This window comes from Pedobacter sp., assembly GCF_037719805.1.
Taxonomy (GTDB): Bacteria; Bacteroidota; Bacteroidia; order Sphingobacteriales; family Sphingobacteriaceae; genus Pedobacter.
The window spans coordinates 948,872-973,048 of the sequence record NZ_JBBJLZ010000002.1 but is presented as its reverse complement, the minus strand read 5'-3'; the positions used below and the strand labels follow the sequence as shown (position 1 = coordinate 973,048).

Genomic DNA, 24,177 nt, shown 5'->3' with positions numbered 1-24,177 from the left:
GACTTATTTCCAATCACTTGCATCGTCCAATATTTCAATATCTTCCGTATTTAATTTCAGAGCGGCAGCTCTTGTCAGATCCTCCAATTGAGCTAAGCTGGTTACACTTGCAATTGGGGCAGTTATCGAGTTGCGTTTCATTAACCAGGCCAAAGCAACGCTGCCCTGATTGGCGCTGTATTGTTCAGAAACAATATCTAATGCTTTAAGGATCCTGAAACCTCTTTCATTTAAATACGCTTTAACTCCACCTCCACGTTGACTTTTGCTTAAGTCGCTCTCTGACCTATATTTGCCGGTTAAAAAGCCGCTGGCCAGTGCGTAGTAATTCAAAACACCGAGATTATGATCTAATACAATCTGCTCATATTTGCTTTCATAATTCTCTCTGCTGTACAAATTGTATTCAGGTTGCAACGTTTCATATCTCGCCAGGCCTAGCTTTTCTGAAGTTTCCAGCGACTCCAGTAAGCGTTCCGGTGATATATTCGAAGCGCCGATCCATCGGACTTTACCTTCTTTTATCAGCTGGTCATAGGCTTCCAGTGTTTCTTGAACCGGTGTTTGTTTGTCATCAAAATGTGTTTGATAGAGGTCAATGTAATCAGTTTTAAGTCGTTTTAATGATGCTTCCGCAGCCTGAAGGATGTATTTCTTTGATAAGCCTTTTTGACCCGGACCCATTTCAGATCCCACTTTAGTGGAAATAATGATGTCACCACGGTTTTTCCTTTCCTGCATCCAGTTACCAATAATAGTCTCAGATTCACCTCCTTGATTTCCAGGTTTCCATTTTGAGTACACGTCGGCCGTATCAATGAAATTGAAGCCCGCCTCTGTAAAGCCATTAAGGATGCTAAATGAGGTTTGCTCGTCTATGGTCCAGCCAAAAACGTTTCCTCCGAAGGTAATCGGATACACTTCGAGGTCTGTGTTACCTAGTAATCTTTTTTTCATATGTATTGAAGCTGTTTAGGGAGCTATAGGCTAGTCCACCAGGGCAATTTAACAATTGTATTGACCTGATGTTTCTGCATCCTCACTTATTTACAAACAAAATTCAAATCAGCTACCAATGACAGGACGCTTTTTTGCAATCGTCATTGCGGCGTAGGCCGCAACCTCGGACTGGATGGCATCGCTATGCCGAGGTCCTGATACCGGCCTTCGCCGGCATGACGAATTTAGAATGACGATGCGTAAGGTGTTAGCCTAAAGACTTTGTTGCCCGTAACATCTCTCTTTTGCCGGCCGCACCCGGTAATTTTTCAACAGTATAACCAATGCTTTTCAGAGCACGCTTAAGCTTTCCCGTAATGGCGTAGGTCACAAATATACCGCCTGGCTTAAGGAACTGACAAACCTGAGCAATGATCTCATCTGTCCACATCTCCGGTTGATGCTGAACAGAGAAAGCATCGAAGTAGATGAGGTGATACTGCTCGGGCGACTCGTATCGATGTAGATAAGTATGAACTATTCGCAAACTTTGTCCGGGAAGGATGTCAACTTTCTGCTGCAACGCCTTCCCGTAATTAAGCACCAAACCATTCCAAATTTTAGGCAGCACATACTGATTATATCCAGTTGATTCCAGCTCTTCAGACCGTAGCGGAAAGGCTTCCAGTCCGGTATAATCCAACTTGTATTCATGATAATCGCAGTAAGCAACGCTCATAAGAAAGTTTAGTCCTGTACCGAAGCCCACTTCCAGCACCTTGATCTCTTCCCCGGGAAAACACTCCACTGCATGCGCTAACCCTGCGGCGATAAAAACATGCTTGCTTTCCTGCAAGGCGCCATGCCTGGAGTGGTAATGCTCTCCAACACTTTCATTATAAAGCGTATTTGATCCGTCTGCTGTTGGGGTGATCTTATTCATCCTTGCAAACTTAATAAAAAGGCAATAGCATGGAACAATTACATATATACTTTTAACTTTAAGGATTGGCGGCTATTAGAAATTCTTAAACAAATGAATCATCATGGATATAGAGACTTTTAGAGATTATTGCCTCAGCCTGGAAGGATCCACTGAAGGGATGAAATGGGATCACCTTTGCTTCATGATCGAAGAGAAGATCTTTGTCCTTGTTTCGCTTGATGAAGGTGCCCTTTGCTTTAAATGTGACCCGGATGATTTTGATGAACTGGTCGCAAGAGACGGTATTAGTCAAGCTCCTCATTTTGCACGCAGACAATGGATCGCCGTCGACAGTCTGGAAGTAATGGCAGATAAAGAACTACAAGAGCGTGTTGCCCAATCCAGATTACTGGTTCTTAAAAAGCTAAGCAAAAAAACACAAGCCAAATATGCGTGCTAGATCACTTCTCCGACCCAAAATCCTCATCTTATGCACTGCTCTACTTGTCCTGCTTGCTGTAAATAGTTGCAGTAAGCGCGTTAGCAAAGTGGCAAACACTACTTCACTGATTAAAGGTTTTCTGAATCCACCACCGTCAAGCAAGCCAGGTGTATACTGGTACTTTATGGATGGCAATATGTCCAAAGCATCCATGACCGCAGATTTAGAATCCATGAAGAAAGCCGGGATTGGTAACCTGGTCTTCCTCGAAGTAAACGTTGGAATCCCAAGGGGTAAAGTCGACTTTTTAAGCGAAGAATGGCAAGGAATGTTTGCACATGCCGTGAACGAATGCGAACGCCTGGATATTGCTATGACACTGGGTATAGGTCCTGGCTGGACAGGCAGTGGCGGCCCCTGGGTAAAACCAGCTGAATCTATGTTACATCTCGTCTCTTCGAGCACCCTTGTCGATGAGCGTAATAAATCCAAGATAATTTTACCTGTTCCCAAACCCAAGGCGCCGTATTTTGGGGAGGGTGCTTTCACTGATGAACTCAAAAAGCAATGGAATGATTACGATGAAGATGTGGCGGTATTGGCTTACCCTGCTCAAAATGTACCTGATCTTTCAAAGCTTCCCCTGATCTCTGACATCGCAGAGAAGGCGCTATATACCAGAGCTCCATATTCCTCTGCTCCCGGGGTCAAACCTTACCTATCTTATTCCACAAAATATGAGACGGTCGCCGCTGGCACTGCTGTTTTACGAAAAGATATAGTTGACCTTACCAGTAAAATGAAGCCAAGCGGTGAACTTGACTGGAAGGTGCCACCCGGTAAATGGATCGTGCTGCGGTTTGGAAAACGAAACAATGGAGCAATCACAAGACCTGCGCCTTATCCTGGCTTAGGCTTCGAAGCTGATAAGTTTGATACCCTTGCAATGAAAAATCACCTTGATCATTATACCGGAGTGTTGATCAATAAAATAGGCAAGAACTTCAAAAACAGCGTCGGCGGACTTAAAATGCTGCATATGGACAGTTGGGAGATGGGTGCTCAGAACTGGACAAATCGCTTCAGAGAAGAATTCATTGCGCGAAGAGGGTATGATCCACTGCCATTCTATCCTGTCTATAACGGAACAATTGTTGAAAGTTCTGAACTCAGCGAACGTTTTCTATGGGATCTAAGGCAGACTTCTCAAGAGCTTGCCTTGCAAAATCATGCAGGTTTTGTAAAGCAATATGCCAACAAGAATGGAATGGGCCTGTCTATCGAACCATACGACATGAACCCGAACTCGGACCTTGAACTCGGCGCTATAGCCGATGTCCCGATGGCAGAGTTTTGGAGCGCTGGCCTTGGCTTTAATTCTGCTTTCAGCTGTATTGAAGCTACCTCTATAGCCCACGTAAACGGGATTCCGCTTGTTCCGGCAGAAGCCTTTACGGCCCAGGACAATGAGGGCTGGAAACAGCATCCGGCCTCCATGAAGAATCAAGGAGACTGGGCATTTGCAGCTGGTATCAATCGTTTCGTTTTCCATACTTTCCAGAACCAGGTGTTGCCTGATTCCTTGAAACCCGGCATGACCATGGGGCCTTATGGAGTACAATGGAACAGAAATCAAACCTGGTGGCCGATGGTGGGTGCCTATCACGAGTATCTATCGCGATCGCAATATCTTTTGCAACAGGGTAGTGCTGTTGCCGACCTACTTTATCTAACTCCCGAAGGTTCGCCACATGTATTTAAACCGCCACTTTCTGCCCTAACGAATGATCCAGTTATGCCGGATAGGAAGGGGTACAATTTCGATGGTTGTGCGCCAGGTCAGCTCTATAACGCTAGTGTAACCGATGGTAGAATTGTGTTTCCTGGAGGCGCTTCCTATCGTCTACTGGTACTCCCTGTGGTAAAAACCATGACCCCTAAGTTACTTGCGAAGATCAAGGGTTTAATTGCTGAAGGAGCAGTAGTCGTCGGTGCGCCTCCGGAGCAGGCACCCGGTCTAACCGGTTATCCGCGATCTGATCTTGAGATCAAAGCGGAGGCAACCGCCATCTGGGGCACAATGGTAGTGCCTACAAAACAAACGACTAAATTTTATGGCAAGGGGAAAGTTATCTGGGGTGGGGAACTGGAAACTAAGCTCGATTACTTATATCCTCATTATGACCTGACAGCTGAAATACTTCGCTCGATGAATGTGCTGCCAGACTTTGAATCGGACGGCCCGATTCGCTATACTCATCGTGCCTCGAAGGATTTTGATATATACTTCCTCTCCAACCGTAGCGATAAGCGAGTCAAGGCCAGTGGAAAATTTAGAAGTCACAAATCCCGCAGGCCTATTTTATTGGATGCAGTAACCGGACAGTTAGTAGACCTACGTTTACCGGCTGCGAAAACTGAGCTATCTACGATTAGTTTGAATTTCGAGCCGTATCAAAGCTGTTTTGTTCTCTTTTCAAAAGCGGAGATGAATGGTTTGGTTCCAGATCATGTTATGTCCCGTCCGAAATCTCAAACTATCTTAGAAGGTCCATGGCAGTTAACCTTTGATCCCAAATGGGGTGGCCCAGGGCCAAGAATATTTGAACGTCTTACCGATTGGTCGGTAAATGCGGACAAAGGAATTAAGTATTATTCTGGCATCGCCGTTTACAAGAAGCTGTTTGATGCACCGGCAGGTTTCTTAGCGGGATCGACCGGCTTAAAGGAAAGCTGGCTTCTTAATCTTGGTGAGGTGAAAAACATGGCAAGAGTTACGTTGAACGGTAAAGATCTTGGAGTCGTGTGGACAGCGCCCTGGCAAGTCGATATCAGTGCTGCTTTAAAAGCGAAAGACAATGTATTGGAGATTGAGGTTGCAAACCTCTGGCCAAATCGTTTAATCGGTGATGAGCTGTTACCAGACGACGGTATTCAAAATGGGCAGTGGCCAGAATGGTTACAAAAAGGCCTGCCTAGACCAACTAAACGCGTTTCGTTTACCACTTTTAAACATTATAGTAAAGATTCACCGTTATTTAAGTCTGGCTTGCTGGGCCCGGTATCTTTAGTACAGAAGTATTGATAATAACCCGGTCATTTACACGCCCCGTCATGCTGAATTAATTTCAGGACCTCGGTCAAGCGATGCCACCCGGTCCGAGGTGCCAGCATCCGCCGGCAAGACGTAAAAACGCCCCATCATCTTGGATGACGGGGCGTTTTATTAAAAAAATACGGATTGCTTATAGCTACCTTACCACATCCGTATCCTGTCCTCTGGTTTTTTAAACAATTTATCTCCAGGTTGAACATTAAATGCTTTATACCAGGCATCCATATTTACTGGTGCTCCAATGGTTCTGTATGGTCCAGGAGAGTGCGGATCCGTTTTTATCAATTGAGCGGCAGTTTCAGGAAGAATGTTACCTCTCCAAACTTGTGCCCACGATAAAAAGAAGCGCTGATCTGGCGTGAACCCGTCAATTTTCTCTTCAGACTGGCCCTGTTTAGTCATCTTGAAAGCAGTATACGCTGCATTTAATCCACCTAAATCACCAATGTTTTCGCCCATTGTTAATTTACCCAATACGTGAATGGTATCCAATACGGTGTACGCATCGAACTGCTCGCCCAATGCTTTGGTTTTTGCTTCAAACTTCGCTTTATCTTCATCTGTCCACCAGTTGCGAAGATTACCATCTTTATCATACTGACTTCCCTGATCATCAAATCCATGAGACATTTCATGACCGATTACTGCTCCAATGCCACCATAATTTACGGCATCATCGGCAGCCGCATCAAAAAACGGAAACTGAAGAATCCCTGCAGGGAATACAATTTCATTCATAGTAGGGCTGTAAGAAGCATTCACAGTTGGCGGGGTCATGCCGAAACGTGTACGATCAACAGGTTTACCAAGGCGATCAACCATTTCTTTGTATCCCCAGGCACCTGCATTACGTAAGTTTTGGAAATAAGTTGCTTTGTTAATCGCTAAACCATCATAAGTTCTCCATTTGTCTGGATAGCCGATCTTCGGAACAAACGCATGCAACTTGTCTAGCGCCTTTTGTTTCGTCGCCTCGCTCATCCAATCCAGACCCTTGATTCTAATTTCAAAAGCTTTTCTAAGGTTGGTGATTAACTCGGCCATTCTAGCTTTAGCCTCAGGTTTGAAATACTTGGCAACGTAAAGCTGACCGAGTAACTCTCCAATGGTACCATCAGTTAAGCTAGACATGCGTTGCCATCTTGGAGTCTCTACTTTTTGGCCACTTTGCGCCTGACTAAACGCAAAACTAGCTTTTACAAAAGGAGAGCTTAGATTGCCAGCCGACCCTTTCAACACATTCCATTCCAGATAGGTCTTCCAGTCTGCCACAGGTACCGTTTTTAACATGCCATCCAAACTAACAAAGAACTTTGGTGCAGAAACCAATACGGTATCCTGACCAGCAACCTTGAACTTCGTAAACATGCTTTTCCAATCGATATTTGGAGTCGTTTTGCTGAAGTCTGCAACTGTAAATTTATTGTACGTCTTATATTGATCGCGCATCTCCAATCTTGACATCTGCGCTTCAGCAAATTGCTTTTCTATCGCCATTACTGTTGCAGCCTTTTTTTGCGCGTCGGCAGGACTGCTTCCAGTTAGGGTAAATAAGGTATTCATGTAAGTGTTGTACGCCTCACGTATTTTTACACTTCTGGAATCATCCAATAAATAGTAGTCACGATCCGGAAGCGTTGTTCCTCCCTGGCTTAACTGAGGCAGATATTTGGTGACATTTTTTCTATCCTGGCCAACACTAAAGCCGAACATTGGTCCACCAATGCCTGAAGTTCTCATGTAGGCAACCTGATCAAGAATGCTTTGCAGGGTTTTAATCTGTTTTATTCTCTCCAGATCGGCCTTAATTGGGGTATATCCTAATTTTTCGATAGCAGCGCTATCCATTGCGGCAGCATAAAAATCACCAACCCTTTTCTTTACTGAGCCGACAGGAGCAGATTTATCAGCGGCGGCTTCTTCTACTACGCTTCTTACAGCGTTCGAGTTAAAATCTCTCAGGGCGTTAAATGTTCCCCAGCGTGTTTCTTTTGCGGGCACCGGATTGTTTTTTATCCAGGTACCGCTCGCATAATTGTAAAAATCATCACCAGGCTTAACAGTAAGATCCATATTAGCCGGATCAATTAATTTTGCAGGGAGTTGAGCATTGGCAGAATAGCTTGCCGCTAAAATGCCAAGGACTGCAAAGCAGCCTTTGAAATTGTCAATAATCATAAGTAGTTAAATTATTCAGTCTAAGCGTAAAATTAGGAAATAGGAATTGTCAACACCCCACCTAATGAAAATATTACTTATTAAACCAGTAGTAGATTTTAGCAAGGCCTACCTTTCTGAGGATGGTAGCTGTTATAGAAAAGACATTTACAGTTTTCATGAGTTTGCTTTTAATACCTATTTAACACTTTTTAACATTTTTTATTGTGTAATACCAATATTTAATGTTGTTATAAGTTCTAGCTGTACTATCATTATAACCAGAGGGTATGTTTGGTATTAGGACCAGGTGATACCTGGCTCGGGTCTTGCTTTGGGTGTTGCCGCACTTATCCCGTCGTGCTTTCACTATGAGGCCGCCTTTTCTCTAGCAAAAGGCGGCCTCACCGTGGCCTCACTGTGGCCTCATGGTGGCCTCACCCAAAGCAAGACCCGAGCAGATCCCGAGTGCTATCCTATATTAAACTAAGGAATTTTTGCGGTAGTGCTGAACTTTTTCCGCTGACCCAAATAGAGTCCAAACAAGACAAGTAGCGTACCGGCAATAGTAAATAGGGTGATGGGCTCATTCATCAACCACCAGGCGTAAACAAACCCGAATAAAGGACATAAAAAGAGATACAGCGAAGCCTTGACCGTATCTATTTTGAGCAGGTAGAACCAGCAGATCAAACCGACTACAGAAACGGCTACGCTTAGCCACAGTATCGAGAATATGAAGTGCTTGTCGATTACAACAAATGAGAAATCACCGAATATCAGTGTTATAGGCAGTAAGAGGATTCCGCCGATTGTAACCTGCCAACCATTAATCAGGATGTTCGGTAGTTTCCATTTCACGCTTGCATAGTAGACGCTCGCAAAAGAAACGGAAATCATACTTAAAGCTAACAATAGCAGTCCGAGGAGGGACGTGCTACTGTCTTTCAACAATGGGTAGGTGGCAATCCCAATTCCGGCCATGCTGATCACAATGCTATAAATTTCTTCTTTTGCAGGGCGCCGGCCCATTAACCAGGAGGAAAACAGGACGATCAATAAGGGATTAGTGGATGTGGCAAGGCTGCCAATCCCTGCTGCGGCAAATTTCATGGAATACACATAGAGTCCAAGATAAACGGTGGTATTTAGGGCTCCGAAAATAGCAAGGTGCTCCCATTCAACGCTCTTCGGTAGTTTATACGCAGCATCTTTTTTAAAAAGGTAGCCGTAGCCGAGCAGAATCAGGCCGGCAATAAAGAACCGGATATTGGCAAGTATCAGCGGAGGAGCAGAAAGTATCCCAAACTTTGTTGCTACAGAAGCCGAGGCCCATAACATGGCAAACAGAACACCGATCAAGAAATTTTTCACGCCTCAAAGTTACAATATCTCAAAAGCATACAGATTATTTAAGCGAAACCTCAACTGATCTTTTTTTTCTTAATTTTGTCGTTCAAATCCGATACTTTCTCAAACAAAATGAGCATTTCCACTAAATACGATCCGGCAGCAACCGAAGACAAATGGTACAGCTACTGGATGTCAAAGAACTTTTTCCATTCAGAGCCAGACGAGCGCGAGCCATACACGATAGTAATCCCTCCACCAAACGTCACAGGCGTGCTTCATATGGGGCATATGCTGAACAATACCATTCAGGATGTTCTGATACGCAGGGCTAGAATGATGGGGAAAAATGCGTGCTGGGTGCCGGGAACAGATCATGCTTCTATTGCTACTGAGGCTAAAGTTGTGGCCATGCTTAAAGAGCGAGGCATCAGTAAAAAAGACCTGACCCGGGAAGAGTTCTTGAAGTATGCCTGGGAATGGAAAGAGAAGTATGGTGGAATCATCTTAGAGCAACTGAAAAAGTTAGGCGCCTCATGTGATTGGGAACGTACCCGTTTCACGATGGAAGACGATCTTTCTGATGCGGTTATTGATACCTTCATTCACCTTTATAAAAAAGGCAGAATCTATCGTGGGATAAGAATGGTGAACTGGGATCCGGCAGGTAAGACAGCCGTTTCCGACGAAGAAGTTATTCGTAAAGAGGTAAACCAGAAACTATATTACATTAAGTACCTGGTAGCTGGAACTGACGTTGCAACACCTGAATTCATCACTGTTGCTACCACAAGACCTGAAACGATTATGGCAGATGCAGCGATTTGCATTAACCCTAACGATGAAAGGTATACTCATTTAAAAGGTAAATCTGTATTTGTTCCATTGATCAACAGAGAAATCCCGGTGATTGAGGATGAGTATGTAACCATGGATTTTGGTACCGGATGTTTGAAGGTGACGCCTGCACATGATCTTAACGATTATGAGCTGGGTGTAAAACATAAATTGCCGGTAATTGATATACTCAATGACGATGGAACACTAAATGAACTGGCAGTAGTGCTAGTGGGGGAAGATCGTTTTGTCGCAAGAAAGAAGATTGCGGTATTGCTGGATGAAGCCGGGCACCTCGACAAAGTGGAGGACTATAAATCACAGGTTGGGTTTTCTGAGCGTACAAATGCAGCTATAGAGCCGAAGCTGTCGATGCAATGGTTCTGTAAGATGGATGAAATGGCAAAGCCAGCATTGGAAGATGTATTAAATGGCGATGTTAAACTGATTCCTGAAAAATTCGTTAATACCTACCGCCATTGGATGGAGAATGTCCGCGACTGGAATATTAGTCGCCAGCTGTGGTGGGGTCAGCAGATCCCTGCATGGTATGATGATAAAGGCAACTGGGTGGTAGCCAAAACCAGAGAAGAAGCCTTAGACGAGTTTTTAAAAGTTAAAGATATAGACGGTGTTTTTACAGACGCTGAAGTTGCCGGTTTTAAGCACCAACTGTCACCGTTTTTACATCAGGATCCTGATGTGATGGATACCTGGTTCTCTTCCTGGTTGTGGCCGATATCGGTGTTCGACGGTTTTAAGAACCCTGATAATAAAGACATAAATTACTATTACCCAACCAATGATCTGGTAACTGCGCCAGAGATCTTGTTTTTCTGGGTAGCAAGGATGATCATGGCCGGCCATGAATTTAGAGGTCAGAAGCCCTTTACCAACGTATACTTAACAGGTATTGTAAGGGATAAACTGGGCAGAAAAATGTCTAAGTCACTGGGTAACTCACCTGATCCTATTGGTCTGATCGAAAAGTATGGTGCAGACGGAGTTCGTGTTGGTATGCTTTTGTGTTCTCCGGCAGGTAACGATTTGATGTTTGATGAAAGCTACTGTGAGCAGGGAAGGAATTTTGCCAACAAGATATGGAATGCTTTCAGACTGGTAAAAGGCTGGGAAGTAGATGACTCGCTGGAAAATCCGAATGCGCAGGCGATCCTTTGGTTCGAGAACCGTTTTAATGAGGCTTTAGGCGAGATCCAGGACAACTTTGCGTCCTACAGATTGTCAGAAGCATTGATGGCTTGCTATAAGCTGGTTTGGGATGATTTCTGCGCCTGGTACCTTGAAATGGTAAAGCCAGATTATCAGCATCCGATAGATGCAGAAACTCTGAAAGTCACCGTTGGCTTCTTCGAGAACATCTTGAAGCTTTTACATCCATTTATGCCGTTCTTAACAGAAGAATTGTGGCATGATGAGATCTTTGGTCACAGGGATGAGTTGGACTGCTGTATAGTAGCCAGCTACCCTACAGTTGGAGCAGCAGATGCTGCATTACTTAAGGAAGTAGAAACAATTAAAGGATTGGTAGCAGAGATCCGTAACGTTAGAAATACGAAGCAGATTTCGCCAAAAGAGGCGTTGCCTTTAGCGATTAAACTCAATTCAACTCTGGAGTACGAGAAATGGCTAAACATCGTGTTCAAGCTTGCCAATATCAGTCAGGTTGAGTTTGTAAACGCGAAAATACCGGGGGCGGTAGCCTTTATGGTTGGGAATGACGAATTCTTTATTTACTTGAGTGAGGAGATAGATGTAGATGCAGAGCGCGAACGGTTGAACGCTGAGCTGGTTTATTTACAAGGCTTTTTGAAATCAGTAGATGCGAAGTTAAGCAACGAGAGATTTGTTCAAAACGCCAAGCCGGAAGTGATACAGAATGAGCGAAACAAAAAGGCAGATGCAGAAAGCAAGATGAAGATCATTGAAGAAAGTCTGGCTGCGCTAAAATAGCGCAGCTTACAATTCTGTATAGAGCGGCAATTCTTTGACAAAGGCAAAGCTGCCATTCAAGTGGTCAATCTTTGCATAGCAGTGCTGCAAGCCGTTTGTGACCACCAGCCATCTTGTTTTGTGAATAGAATTGTACCGGGATGCCTGGTCAAAGACCCGCTGCGTGATCTTGATCCCCGGTGCCTTACATTCTATGACCATAACTCTTTCACCGGTTTGGTCGAAAATTACAATATCTGTCCTTTTCTGCAATTGATTGAGGTTAAGTCCTGCTTCAATCTGGATTAATGACCTTGGGAATTTTTTCTCTGAGATCAGGTATTGAATAAAATGTTGCCTCACCCATTCTTCGGGCGTCAGGACCAGATGTTTCTTCCTTACTTCATCAAAAATAAAATGCTGAGAATCCTTTAAAGTGATTCTAAAAGGGTGCTGCGGCAGATTAAGTGGGGTAGGCGTAAATGACATTTCTGTAAAAATAGGCAAAAAAATTATCTAAGTTTGAGGAATATATGAGTGCTGCCGAGATCATTAAAGATATAAAAGCGAGGAAGTTTAAGCCAGTGTACCTGCTGCACGGTGAAGAACCCTATTATATTGACCAGATCATCCATTACATGGAGCAGCATGTGCTGAATGACATGGAACGCGGTTTTAATCAGACCGTTTTGTACGGTAAAGATACCGATATGGCAACCATTATGAACGCGGCGAAGCGCTACCCGATGATGTCAGACTTCCAGCTTGTGGTTGTCAAAGAAGCACAGGATTTGAAGTGGGCGAAAGAGACGGAGGGGAGCAGCAAAGAGGCTGAGTTTGTGCTCAATTACTTTGAGAAGCCAATGCCGACCACCATTCTTGTGCTCGGTTTCAAATACGCCAATTTCGATAAGCGGAAGAAGATTTTCAAAGCCATCAGCAAGAGCGGTTTGGTATTCCAATCTGACCTGGTGAGGGACTATAAACTTGCAGAGTGGATAGAGGGCCTCGTTAAGGAAAAGGGGTATAAGATAGCGCCACAAGCATCTGCCCTGATGGCGGAATACTTGGGAACCGACCTTTCAAAGATCTCTAACGAGGTTGAGAAACTGATCTTAAACATTAGCAAGGACATCACTATTGATATTGATCTGGTGCAAAAGAACATTGGCATCAGTAAAGAATATAATGTTTTTGAACTTCAAAAGGCGCTGGCAGTGAAAAACGTGTTGAAATGCAATCAGATCATCACTTATTTCGGAGACAATCCCAAAGCGAACCCTCTCGTTATGGTCATGGCAAACCTTAATACTTACTTTTCAAAGGTCCTTAAGTATCATTATCTGCAAAACAAAGGAGATGCGGCAAAGGAATTAGGTGTGAACCCATATTTTGTAAAGGATTTTGAGACTGCAGCCCGGAATTACAGCTTAAATAAGACATTTGATATCATTAGTCTGATGCGGGAGTATGATTTAAAGAGTAAAGGAGTGGACAGTACCGGAAATACCACGGACGGCGAGCTGCTGAAAGAATTGTTGTTTAAAATCTTGCACTAATGTAACTGCAAAGTTATATTGGTGACTGTTATTTTAAAATGCTCTGTGTTATCTTTACAGGGACTTACAGAACTTAAATTTCATGAAAAAACTTTTATTGTTAACCTTATTGGGTGCAGCAGCAATTTCCAGTGCTGATGCTCAAACAAGGCCAACTAACCCAACAACCACGCCGGCCACTGGCGACACCACTAAGAGAGCAGCAGGAATGGCGTTTCCGGGAGCTGCTAAAGCACAACCAAAACCTTATGATCAGGTCATTACTAGTAAGGCCATCAGCCGTAAACGGATGATCACCACGCACAAACTGGATGATAAATTCTTTTTTGAGATCGCGGATTCTACGTTAGGTCGTGATATTCTTGTAGTAAGCAGAATTTCAAGAGCAGGTGCAGAAGTGCGTTCTGCTTCAGGTTATGCCGGTGATCAAATTGGAAGTACAGTAATCCGTTTCGAAAAAGGCCCGTCAAACAGGATCTTTATGCGTAAGATCTCTTACAGAACTTACGGTCCGGATAGTACAACGGCAATGTATCAAAACTTACAACGTTCAAACATTCAGGCCATTGCTGCGGCGTTTAATATCGCTGCTTTCTCTCCAAATAAAAGAGGGAGCGTAATTGACATGACTGATTACATCAATAGTGATAATGAGATCTTTTATTTCGGATCACCTGCTGTAAAAACGAACTTTAGATTGGGTACGCAGTTGTCAGATAGAAGTTACATTTTAGGTGTAAGAAGTTTTCCAACTAACGTCGAGATCAATGTGGTTAAAACCTATACTTTAACTGCAGCTCCGAATCCTTTTGGTGCGGCTGCTCCCGCAGGTTTTGGCGGCGGTGCACCATCAGGCGCATCAACGGTTGAATTGAACGCATCTCTGGTTATTCTACCTAAAGTGCCGATGAAGCCGAGGTATTTTGACCCTAGAGTCGGTTATTTCACTGTTGGTTATACAGATTTTGACTCAAACCCTCAAGGGGTAAAAGATATTGACATGGTAAAACGCTGGAGGTTAGAGCCGAAAGCTGTGGACATGGCTAAATACAAAAGAGGTGAATTGGTAGAGCCGGTGAAACCAATTGTGTTCTATATTGATCCTGCAACTCCAAAAGAATGGGTGCCTTATTTAATGGCTGGTGTGAACGATTGGCAGAAAGCTTTTGAGAAATCAGGTTTTAAAAATGCAATCATGGCGAAGATGGCACCTACTTCTAAAGAAGATTCTACCTGGAGCCTTGATGATGCACGTCACTCTGCTATTGTTTACAAGCCATCAGAAATTGCAAATGCAAGCGGTCCGAGTATCTCAGATCCACGCAGTGGTGAGATTATGGAAAGCCATATCAACTGGTACCACAACGTGATGAAACTGGTTCATGACTGGTATATGATACAGGCTTCTGCAATTGATCCAAGAGCGCAGAAAATGAACTTTAGTCCGGAGTTAATGGGCGACCTGATCCGTTTCGTATCTTCTCACGAAGTTGGTCATACTTTAGGTCTGCGTCACAACTACGGTTCAAGTTCAACTACTCCTTCGGAAAAACTACGTGATAAAGCGTTCGTTGAGGCCAATGGCCACACGCCGTCGATCATGGATTATGCCCGTTTCAACTATGTAGCGCAACCTGAAGACAACATTAAGCCGAAAGGAATTTATCCTCGCATTGGTGACTACGATCTGTGGGCAATTGAATGGGGCTACAAAATGCTGCCTGACGCTAAAAATGCAAATGCTGAAATTCCTGTGTTGAATAAGTTGACCATGGAGAAGTTAAAGAACAACCGCCTATGGTTTGGTACAGAGACTAACCCTGATGATCCACGTTCTCAAAGTGAAGATTTAGGTGACAATGCAATGATCTCAAGCGATTACGGTATCAAGAACTTAAAAAGAATCCTGGTTAAATTTCCAGACTGGACTAAAGCGAATAACGAAGGTTATGAGAACCTGACAACAATGTACGGTCAATTAACTACCCAACTTAACAGGTACATGGGCCATGTTTCCAAGAACATTGGAGGTGTATTTGAAACTCCTAAAACTGTGGAGCAAGGCGGTACCATTTATCAGCGTACTCCTGCGGCTAAGCAGAAAGAGGCAATGGTATTCCTGGACAAACAATTGTTCACAACACCTACCTGGTTGTTAGATCAAAATATCCTTGACAAAATAGGTGAGGATCCTACTAGCGTTGTTTCAAGGCTGCAAGGCCCTACACTTAACAGGTTGGTAAGTACCAATACTTTGAATAAACTGATTACTGCAGAAGCTGCTGATGGTGCAGGTGCCTACAAAATCACTGACTTCTTCTCAGACATGCAAGCTAGCGTATTCTCTGAGTTAAAATCGAATACAGCAATTGATGTTTACCGTCGTAACCTTCAGAAGAACTACGTTGAGAAGCTAATTGCAATTGTTAAGCCGGCTGCTCCTTCAACCTCATCGATTTCAATGGTGGGTGGAAGAATCACTGTTAGCAGTGGTGCTCCATCACAGAGTGATGTGATTTCGGTTGTTAAAGGTCAGCTTCGTGAGTTAAATACTGCGATCAAATCATCTACAGCCAGCGCAACTGGACTAAGCAAATATCACCTGGAAGACTTGTCTGACAGGATCGACAGTGCTTTGAAAAGCAAAGATTAATTTCCCCTTAGTTTGATAATTCAAAAGGCAGTCCGGAAGGGCTGCCTTTTTTGTACCTGAATATTTTCAACTGGTCATTTGAGTTCTTAGAACTGGTCGTCGGTAAGCTCTTTGTTCACCATTGCACCGGCAAGGTTGCCACTGTATACAGCACTGGCTACTGCCCTTAACATGGTAGAATTATCTCCGCAAGCATAAATCCCTTTTACGGTTGTCGCCTGGAAGTTGTTCACTTGGATATGGCCGTGTTCCGTCAACTCACAGCCTAATGAAACTGGGATGTTTGAATGTTGTGTGAACTTTACTGCGGCATAAAGGGCAGAGAAGTGTTCGGTGCTGCCATCTTCAAAGATCAGCGTTTCCAGCTGTCCGTCTTGGTGCAGAATCTCCGAAAGCCCCGTCTCTACGATCTTAATCTGATGTGAATTGAGTTTTTGGAGCTCTTCTTCATTGAAATCAGCCTTACCATTTGTAAGGATAGTAAGATCGTTTGTTAGGTTATTTACGAGAGAAGCAAGATGAATTGCTCGTGCGCCATTTGCTAGAATAGCGGTTTTCTGTTTGGCTATTTCGTATCCATGGCAATACGGACAATGGACTACAGAGATGCCCCAGCATTCTAAAAAGCCCTTAATATCGGGCATTATATCCATGATTCCGGATGCCATAATTAACTTTTGTGATGAAAACTGCTGGCCGCTCTTTGTACCAATTACAAAGCCATTTTCGCTTTTGCTTCCGCTTATGGCAATGTCATTTATCAGCTTGACGGTAGGGTACTTTAGGACTTCGGCTCGGGCTTTGTCGGCAATTACGCCAGGTCTTTCTCCATCCTGAGTAAGGAAATTATGGGAGTGGGGCGTCTGTCGGTTGCAACGTAATCCACTATCAATAATAAGAACTTTTCTTAGTGATCGTCCCAATGCCATTGCAGCGGAGAGTCCCGCATAGCTTCCCCCGATTACAATTACTTCGTAGTCTTTAGCGTCTTCCATATCGTTACTTATCTTTAAATATGATTACCATCTTCAGGACAAAGTTAAGCACTTCCTGTTATTTATTGCAACACGATTGCAATAAATAACAGGAAGTGCAGCGATATGGTTTGGCGGTCTACTGGGAAATGCGGTTATCTTGGAAAGCAAGGGAAGGGTGATTGTTTACAAAGGGAAGGTGATCGTAAATTCCGTTCCTACGTTAACGGTGCTCTCAACAGATATCTTTCCTTTCATTGTTTCTACTTGGGTCTTCACCATGAACAATCCCATGCCTTTGCCGTCAACATGCTGATGAAAGCGTTTATATAGGCCAAATATCTGGTTCTTCCTTTTGGCGAGGTCAATACCGATACCATTGTCTTTGAATGTGATCACCAGGTGCTTATCCTTTTTAGTAGACTTTACTTCTATTACGGGCGTTTTGTCCGCCTGGCGATACTTTATGCTATTAGAAATAAGGTTGAAGAAGATGCTGTAGATGTAGCTTTTGAAAGTGAGGAGTTCAGTAGCCTCCACAAAGTCAGTCCTGATTTCCACTCCTTCGGTTTTAATCAGGTTATCGATGCTATGTTTAATATCGTCAATCAGGTCCGAGAGGTTTACCATCTCCTTCTTCAAAGAATGCTCCTTCTTTACTGTAAGGATCGTATTTAGATCAAGGATGACATTATTTAGCAAATTTACAGAAGACGTTAATGCGTTGTTCAACATCTTTTTCGTTTCTGTAGGATGACTTTCTTCCTTCATCTCCATCGCCAGACCCATAATGTTCGCGACAGGTGCTCTTAAGTTATGGGAGATAATGTATGAAAATTGTTCAAGCTCTGTGTTGGAGATAACCAACTCCTTGGTGTACGTGTGCAGATCTTTGTTCAGTTCTTTTAACCTTAAATCTGATAATTTTCGCTGTGTAATATCTTTAAGATAGACAGAAAGGCCATTGCTGGACGGATAGACAGTCACATCAAGCCAGCTGTTTGTCTTTTCATAAAATGCCTCAAAGTGTTGGATTGTGTTTTTCTCGAGGGACTTCCGGAAATTGCTATGAAATGAGGTGTTGTCAGTTTCTTCAAAGACCTGCAGCAGGTTTTTACCAATTGCCTGATTTCTGGCACATTCTAACAACTTTTCTGACTCTTTATTCCAATAGGTCACGATCCAGTTTTCATCCATAGCAAAGAAAGCATCTCCTATACTTTCAAGTATAATATTCTTTTCTTCGAAAGCTCTTAACACTTCTACTTCAGCTTGTTTTCTGGCAGAAATATCTCTAATAATAATAGAAGTACGCTCATTACCCGCACCGTCTTTAAATAAAGCAGAGGTCAACTCGCCCGGGAACTTGCTTCCATCTTTGCGGATACAGGTGACTTGTGCTGAAGTCTTTTCCGATAATTGTAGTTCTACATTATCAGCGGCCACTCCGCTGTCATCGTTTTCCATCAGTCCAGACCTTTCAATAAGACAGATTTCTGCTTCGGTCATTTGGAAGATCGCGCAGGCGGCTGGATTCGCCGCAAGAATATCCCCATTCGTGACGGTGAGCAATATCCCATCCATACTATTTTCATAGAAGGAACGGTACTTCTCTTCGCTTTCGCGGATGATATGTTCCGAATGAATGCTATCCGTTATGTCACGGAAATTGTCTACGATACCCCCGATGGATGGGTCATGCAGCATGTTCGTTAAAACATGCTCTATCCAAATCCAGTTGCCGTTCTTGTGGATCATTCTGGTCGGTTCACCTTTAAAAGAGACCCCCGGATTAGCGATCGCTTTCCGCATCAATCTTTCAAGAACAACCAAATCATCCGGATGTATGATCTTATCAAAATCAAGCTTCATACCCTCTGAATAAGAGTAACCTGATATATTTCTGATCGATGGGGAAACATACTGTGGTCTGCCTTTTTCGCACAGCACCGTTATTCCGTCAGAACTGTTTTCTATAAGCGCTCTAAATCGCTTCTCGTTTTTAATGACATCGTCTATAAAAACTTGCCTTTCTCTTTTAAACCGGTATTTTTCTAATGCGTTTTGAATAGCAATTGGCAGTCTTTTAAGGCGATCTTTCAAGATATAATCATCGGCGCCTTTATTGATTACGTTGACGGCAAACTCCTCAGATACATTTGCTGTAATAAGTATAAAAGGGATGTTTAACTCCGCTTCCTCTAAGATTTCCAGTGCTTCGAAAGAGTTGAAGGAGGGGAGAGAATGGTCGCAAAGGACAATGTCGGGGACGAAAGTACTCAGTGCCTTAAGGTATTCTGTTTTCGTATCGATAAGCAGTCTCTCGAACTCTAGGTTTCCTTTTTTCAGAACTCGCTGTACCAATTCAGCGTCACTTGATGAGTCTTCAAGATGTAAGATTCTAAGTTTATGCATCACAGGTTATTGAGGTGTGTTATTGACAACTAACCAGTAAAAGCCAAGATCGGCTATGGTTTTAGAGAAGTTCTCAAAGCCAACTGGCTTTACGACATAACTGTTCACACCCAGCTCATGGCTCTCAACGATGTCTTTCTCTTCTTTGGATGAAGTCATCATAACGATAGGAATATTCTTAGTTCTCTCATCATTCTTCACCTGACGCAATACTTCCAGACCGTTAACTTTTGGCATTTTGATATCTAAGAAGATCACCTTGGGTTTCTGGTTAATATCTCTACCGATGTACTCACCAAAGGCGAAAATATAGTCAATGGCCTGAGCCCCATCTGTTAGGTGTACCAGGTTGTTGGCGAGATTGTGTTTTTTCAAGGCTCTTATGGTAAGAAGCGCATCCGACCGGTTGTCTTCTACAAGAAGTATATCTGTATTTCCGTTAGGCATAGTATGAAGAGGTTAAGTATGATTCATTAAGTGGGGAGGGAAAAATAAAAGCAGGCACCTTCATCAACCTTTGCTTCGGCCCAAACCTTACCTGAGTGTTTGGCAATAATTCTGTGGATAATAGCCAGGCCGACACCTGTGCCCTCAAACTCGTTATTACTGTGGAGTCGCTGGAATACGCCGAACAACTTATCGTAATAGCGCATGTCGAACCCGACCCCATTGTCTTTCACATAGTAGATCACTTGACCAGCTTCGGTGTATGATCCGATTTCAACTTTAGCTCGCGCCTTTTTACCCGTGTACTTAAAAGCATTAGAGATTAAGTTGATCAATACCTGTTTGATCAGGTTCGGATCTCCTTGACTATTTGTCAAACGCAAAATTGAAACTTCGATTGTGCGGTGTAATTCCTGTTGTTGGAGTTCAGTAACCACTGTGTTTATCAGTGCTTTCATGTTGACATTAGCAATGGACAGCTTTTGCTTACCAATATGCGAGAACTCGAGGAGGTTATCAATCAACTGACCCATCCGTTTCGAATTTGCGATAATCTCTTCCATTACCATCCGGCCGTCATCATCAAATTTATCTGCGTAATCTTCCGCCAATACCTGTGTAAAGCCATTAATCGCCCTTAATGGGGAGCGAAGATCATGGGATACGGAGTAAGAGAATGATTCTAGTTCTTGATTGGCCGCCTCTAATTGGGAGGTCCGCTCGACTATCTTTTGTTCAAGTCCAATATTTAATTCAACTATTTGCGACTTGGCATCCTTAAGTTCTTGATTTGCATTATAGAGCTCTGTGGCACGCTTCTCTTTTTCAAGATTCTGAAAGGCCAGCTCCTCATTTGCAATTACTAATTCCGCAGCACGTTTCTCCTTTTCTTTATTTTGAAAGGCAAGTTCGAGGTTGGCAACAATGAGTTCTGCAGCGCGTTTTTCTTTCTCTTCATTCTGGAAACGCAATTCTTTATTGGCAATTAACAATTCTGCTGCCCGCTTTTCCTTTTCTTCATTCTGGAAGGCAAGTTCAAGATTGGCAATGATCAGTTCTGCAGCACGTTTTTCTTTCTCTTGATTCTGAAACCTCAATTCTTTATTTGCGATGAGCAGTTCTGCCGCCCGCTTTTCTTTCTCCTCGTTTTGAAGAATGAAGCGTTCATCAGCATTAGTTAAATCTTTCGATTCAGGAGTTTCTTTCATACTTAAGTTAGTAGCGCAAAACAAGCTGGAGCTTAAAGCTTTTCGATAGTTGTTGATTACGAAGTTAATATAATAAACTTCAGTGACAAAAGCGTCATTTCTTGCTAGTTAATTCCTAGGAGGGGCTAGCCTATCGTTCCGTTTTTTGCTAAGAAAGTTCCGTAATGGGATATCATAAAGCACCATCACCAGGTAGGCGGCGCCAAGGAGTAGAAAGAGTCCTACTATAATAATGAGCGTCAGTTGCATGGTGCCTGGCTTTTGACTGGTGTAATAGTTGCCGAACATCCATAGCACCGCGTAATGGGTCATGTACAAGGGGTATGAGATCTGCCCTGAAACTATGCAGAGCTTTTTCAATTGAGGAGTCAACTTAGCGCCTGCACCAAAAGCAATCAGCAGGGGAAAGTAGAGCAGTACAACCAAGGGCTCAGATAACCAATTCCATTTGGAGAAAGGCATGATGAATGCAAAGAATAATAATATAGCAAGGCCTACGAAGCCGAGTTTGTTCTTGATGATCCAGTTAGAACGGTAAATAAGCAGACCGGCCAAAAATGAATAGGAAATCCGTGCGCAACCGTCCCAGAAAGTTGGACCACTCCAGCCGCCGAGTAAATTGCCTGAACGGTAGCTGACAAAGCAAATCGCTCCTGCAGAAAGTACGGTCAGCAGTAATAATAAGCTGCGACCAATTTTATAAAGCACCAACACGTAGACAATGTTGGCAATGTATTCCCAAAACAAGGACCATGCGGGCGCGTTGAAGCTGAAGAGATTAAAACCACGATCGGCGATTGCAGGGTATGGAATAAGAAATATTGAGCATAAGAAAGTTAGAACGATCTTGCCGGTGCTATACAATTCTGGGTGGCCGCCAAAAGGGTCGAACAGAAAAGCCAGCAGGCCTAACACGGACCCCGCTACAACAAGTGGGTGGAGCCGGATTATTCTTGCTTTAAGAAAGCCAAGAATGCCCATTTTAGAAATACGATCATCATACGCATACCCGATTACAAAGCCGGAAAGACAAAAAAAGAAGTCTACAGCTAGAAAACCGTGTCCGATGAAGTTCTTGCTGGCATCTGTGTAAGCCCATTCCATAAAATGGAAGGTTACTACGGCCAAAGCGGCAACCCCCCGTAACCCATCGAGAATTTCAAAGTGCTGTTTCGAGCGGGGTAATGTAGCGGTGGTGTCGTTCATTTTTATTTACGGAAAATCCGATCAATGTGGGTATGGCAGCTGATTTAAGGCAGCACCAAGGTATCAAAATCAATGGTTCCATCAAAATCGCCCGGTAGAGATTGTTGCGTTTTAGTGAACACAATCGGCTAAGTGCCACCCAGTCCGAGGTTGCGGCCGACGCCGGCTTGACGATTGTGAAAACCTTAATGGAATCTACCTTGTTAACAGTTCAAATCCGTTTACCGTATAAATGATTTGCAGAAACTATGAATAAAAAAGCTTTAATATTCGATCTGGACGATACCATATATCCTACAAAGTCTGTAGTTGATGACATGTACAAGGAACTATTTTCACTATTGAAAGGACAAGTCAGTGATGAGGTACTTGACAATGTTCGCGCTGATATACTGACTACTCCCTTTCACGTTATTGCCGAACGTCACACAATAGACAAGGAATTAAGCGATCAGGCATTGAAAATGTGCCTTGATATGGAATACAGCGGTACTATGCAGCCATTTGAAGATTATCATCTGACCAAAAACAATGCAGCAGACCGGTTCTTGGTAACCGCAGGTTATACGAAGTTGCAGAAAAGTAAAATACGACAACTAGGTATCGACAAGGAATTCAAGGAGATATTCATACCGGATCCTTACACATCGGAACTAAGCAAAACAGATGTTTTTAAGCAAATTTTAAACACCTATCATTACGAACCCTCTGAAGTGCTAGTAATTGGTGACAATCCAGAAACAGAAATATCAGCCGCTAAAGAACTAGGGATAGAGTCGTTTTTATATGATTATGAAGGTAAGTTCTCACCTGCTTTAGCCGAATATTACGGAACTACTTATCATAATTTCGCCGAGCTCAAGATCAAATAGGCTGCAATCATGGGAGCGGTTCGAATATTATCCTATTAAGCGGGTACTGCAGATAATTTTGTCTCTTTCGAGGGAATCAAGCGATTCAAAAGCTTTTCAATAAATGGAACCAGAGGGATGAAGATCAGCACGCCTGTTGTGTTAAAGATCATATGCGCATTTGCTATTTTTTGTTCAATGCTCGCATTTCCTGAGATGTGTGCTATAAAAGTTGTAAATAGTGGAAGGATCAGAATTCCTATTGTTATAGACACCACATTGAAAAGCAAATGAAACATGCCAGTTTTAATAGCTTGCCTGTCTGAACGGATAGTCGCCAAAAGCGTATCAGAGCAAGTCCCCAGTTCTGCTCCGATCATCACGGCAATTCCTCCCCCTAGGTTGATTAGGCCTTTTTTTGCGAGGGTAAGCACCATTCCAACAGTTGCTGAAGATGATTGTATTACTAAGGTGACTAAAGCGCCGATTGCGGTACCTCGCAAAGGATCATCAAGTTTTTCCATCCATGATAAAAATGCCGGATCATCTTTTAAGGGTTCAACGGCACGTTCCATTGTGTACAGGCCAAAGAACAGGATTCCAAAGAATAGCACAACTTTGCCAGCTTTGGAGATTCTTTCACTTTTAGAGAACAGGCTTAATACGAGACCTAAAAAGATAGGGATTGGGGAATATTGTCCAATGTCTAATGCAATCAGCTGACTGGAAAAGGTAGTGCCGATATTCGCTCCCATCACAATCCCCATAGACTGCCTGAAGGTAAGTGCTTTTGCATTTACGAGCACAATCGTCATGATAATTACAGCAGAGGACGAGTCAAGAATCGTGGTAATCACTATGCCCGTTAGGATCGCTGTAAAAACATTCTTTGTAAAGTAACCAAGCCATTTCTTCGCTTTGTCGCCTAGTAGCTCCTTAAGTGTGTCGGAAAGGTTATTAATTGCGAACAAGAACAACCCAAGTCCTCCAAGTACCATTAGTATAATTTCCCAAACACTTGCCATATACTAAATGTGCTAGATTTATTTTGATTTCTTAAAGGTTATAATCTAACAATAAATCCATTTGGGAGTATAGGATTGCATGTTATGTTTATGTTAACAATGTCAATTAAATGTTCTAAATTCT

The 24,177-nt window shown here is 43.1% G+C and carries 17 protein-coding genes; 6 read left to right on the top strand and 11 right to left on the bottom strand.

Going from position 1 to position 24,177, the window contains the following annotated elements:
* Positions 1 to 3 precede the first annotated feature (3 nt).
* On the bottom strand, positions 4 to 957 hold the full coding sequence (locus WKF66_RS09240) for an aldo/keto reductase (RefSeq protein WP_489674145.1): 954 nt from the start codon (positions 955 to 957) through the stop codon (positions 4 to 6).
* A gap of 250 nt (positions 958 to 1,207) precedes the next feature.
* Entirely contained in the window at positions 1,208 to 1,882 is a 675-nt protein-coding gene (mnmC2, locus tag WKF66_RS09235; protein ID WP_489674144.1) for a tRNA (5-methylaminomethyl-2-thiouridine)(34)-methyltransferase MnmC2, read from the bottom strand.
* A gap of 103 nt (positions 1,883 to 1,985) precedes the next feature.
* Between mnmC2 and WKF66_RS09230 the strand changes: the two genes are divergently transcribed.
* Positions 1,986 to 2,324 (top strand): MmcQ/YjbR family DNA-binding protein, encoded by a 339-nt coding sequence (locus tag WKF66_RS09230; RefSeq protein ID WP_489674143.1) that lies wholly within the window; start codon positions 1,986 to 1,988, stop codon positions 2,322 to 2,324.
* A gap of 88 nt (positions 2,325 to 2,412) precedes the next feature.
* Complete coding sequence (locus tag WKF66_RS09225) at positions 2,413 to 5,391, top strand: glycosyl hydrolase (RefSeq protein ID WP_489674142.1); 2,979 nt, start codon at positions 2,413 to 2,415, stop codon at positions 5,389 to 5,391.
* 171 nt (positions 5,392 to 5,562) lie between these two features.
* Here WKF66_RS09225 and WKF66_RS09220 read toward each other — a convergent pair whose 3' ends face one another.
* Positions 5,563 to 7,599: a M13 family metallopeptidase gene (locus WKF66_RS09220; protein WP_489674141.1), complete on the bottom strand. Its 2,037-nt coding sequence runs from the start codon at positions 7,597 to 7,599 to the stop codon at positions 5,563 to 5,565.
* A gap of 465 nt (positions 7,600 to 8,064) precedes the next feature.
* Entirely contained in the window at positions 8,065 to 8,952 is an 888-nt protein-coding gene (locus WKF66_RS09215; RefSeq protein ID WP_489674140.1) for a DMT family transporter, read from the bottom strand.
* 108 nt (positions 8,953 to 9,060) lie between these two features.
* On the opposite strand from WKF66_RS09215, the gene WKF66_RS09210 reads away from it, so the two are divergent.
* Positions 9,061 to 11,736 carry a valine--tRNA ligase gene (locus WKF66_RS09210; protein ID WP_489674139.1) on the top strand — a complete coding sequence of 892 codons (2,676 nt, stop codon included), beginning with the start codon at positions 9,061 to 9,063 and terminating at the stop codon, positions 11,734 to 11,736.
* 6 nt (positions 11,737 to 11,742) lie between these two features.
* On the opposite strand, the gene WKF66_RS09205 is transcribed toward WKF66_RS09210, so the two are convergent.
* Positions 11,743 to 12,204, bottom strand: a complete 462-nt coding sequence (locus WKF66_RS09205; protein WP_489674138.1) for a type I restriction enzyme HsdR N-terminal domain-containing protein — start codon at positions 12,202 to 12,204, stop codon at positions 11,743 to 11,745.
* 44 nt (positions 12,205 to 12,248) lie between these two features.
* On the opposite strand from WKF66_RS09205, the gene holA reads away from it, so the two are divergent.
* Both holA and WKF66_RS09195 read left to right on the top strand, forming a co-directional pair.
* Entirely contained in the window at positions 12,249 to 13,274 is a 1,026-nt protein-coding gene (gene holA / locus WKF66_RS09200; RefSeq protein ID WP_489674137.1) for a DNA polymerase III subunit delta, read from the top strand.
* 82 nt (positions 13,275 to 13,356) lie between these two features.
* Complete coding sequence (locus WKF66_RS09195) at positions 13,357 to 15,927, top strand: zinc-dependent metalloprotease (protein ID WP_489674136.1); 2,571 nt, start codon at positions 13,357 to 13,359, stop codon at positions 15,925 to 15,927.
* Positions 15,928 to 16,013: 86 nt separating this feature from the next.
* On the opposite strand, the gene WKF66_RS09190 is transcribed toward WKF66_RS09195, so the two are convergent.
* The 5 genes from WKF66_RS09190 to WKF66_RS09170 form a co-directional block, all read right to left on the bottom strand.
* The gene (locus WKF66_RS09190; protein ID WP_489674135.1) at positions 16,014 to 16,922 is read right to left on the bottom strand and encodes an NAD(P)/FAD-dependent oxidoreductase; all 909 of its coding nucleotides are present in this window, start codon (positions 16,920 to 16,922) and stop codon (positions 16,014 to 16,016) included.
* Positions 16,923 to 17,087: 165 nt separating this feature from the next.
* Entirely contained in the window at positions 17,088 to 19,316 is a 2,229-nt protein-coding gene (locus tag WKF66_RS09185) for a PAS domain-containing sensor histidine kinase (RefSeq protein ID WP_489674134.1), read from the bottom strand.
* A 6-nt stretch (positions 19,317 to 19,322) separates the two neighbouring features.
* Complete coding sequence (locus tag WKF66_RS09180; protein WP_489674133.1) at positions 19,323 to 19,763, bottom strand: response regulator; 441 nt, start codon at positions 19,761 to 19,763, stop codon at positions 19,323 to 19,325.
* Between the two features lie 26 nt (positions 19,764 to 19,789).
* Positions 19,790 to 20,971, bottom strand: a complete 1,182-nt coding sequence (locus tag WKF66_RS09175) for a sensor histidine kinase (RefSeq protein ID WP_489674132.1) — start codon at positions 20,969 to 20,971, stop codon at positions 19,790 to 19,792.
* Positions 20,972 to 21,079: 108 nt separating this feature from the next.
* Positions 21,080 to 22,177, bottom strand: a complete 1,098-nt coding sequence (locus WKF66_RS09170) for an acyltransferase family protein (RefSeq protein WP_489674131.1) — start codon at positions 22,175 to 22,177, stop codon at positions 21,080 to 21,082.
* 248 nt (positions 22,178 to 22,425) lie between these two features.
* Between WKF66_RS09170 and WKF66_RS09165 the strand changes: the two genes are divergently transcribed.
* Positions 22,426 to 23,049: an HAD family hydrolase gene (locus WKF66_RS09165; RefSeq protein WP_489674130.1), complete on the top strand. Its 624-nt coding sequence runs from the start codon at positions 22,426 to 22,428 to the stop codon at positions 23,047 to 23,049.
* Positions 23,050 to 23,084: 35 nt separating this feature from the next.
* On the opposite strand, the gene WKF66_RS09160 is transcribed toward WKF66_RS09165, so the two are convergent.
* Complete coding sequence (locus WKF66_RS09160) at positions 23,085 to 24,053, bottom strand: Na/Pi cotransporter family protein (RefSeq protein ID WP_489674129.1); 969 nt, start codon at positions 24,051 to 24,053, stop codon at positions 23,085 to 23,087.
* Positions 24,054 to 24,177 lie beyond the last annotated feature (124 nt).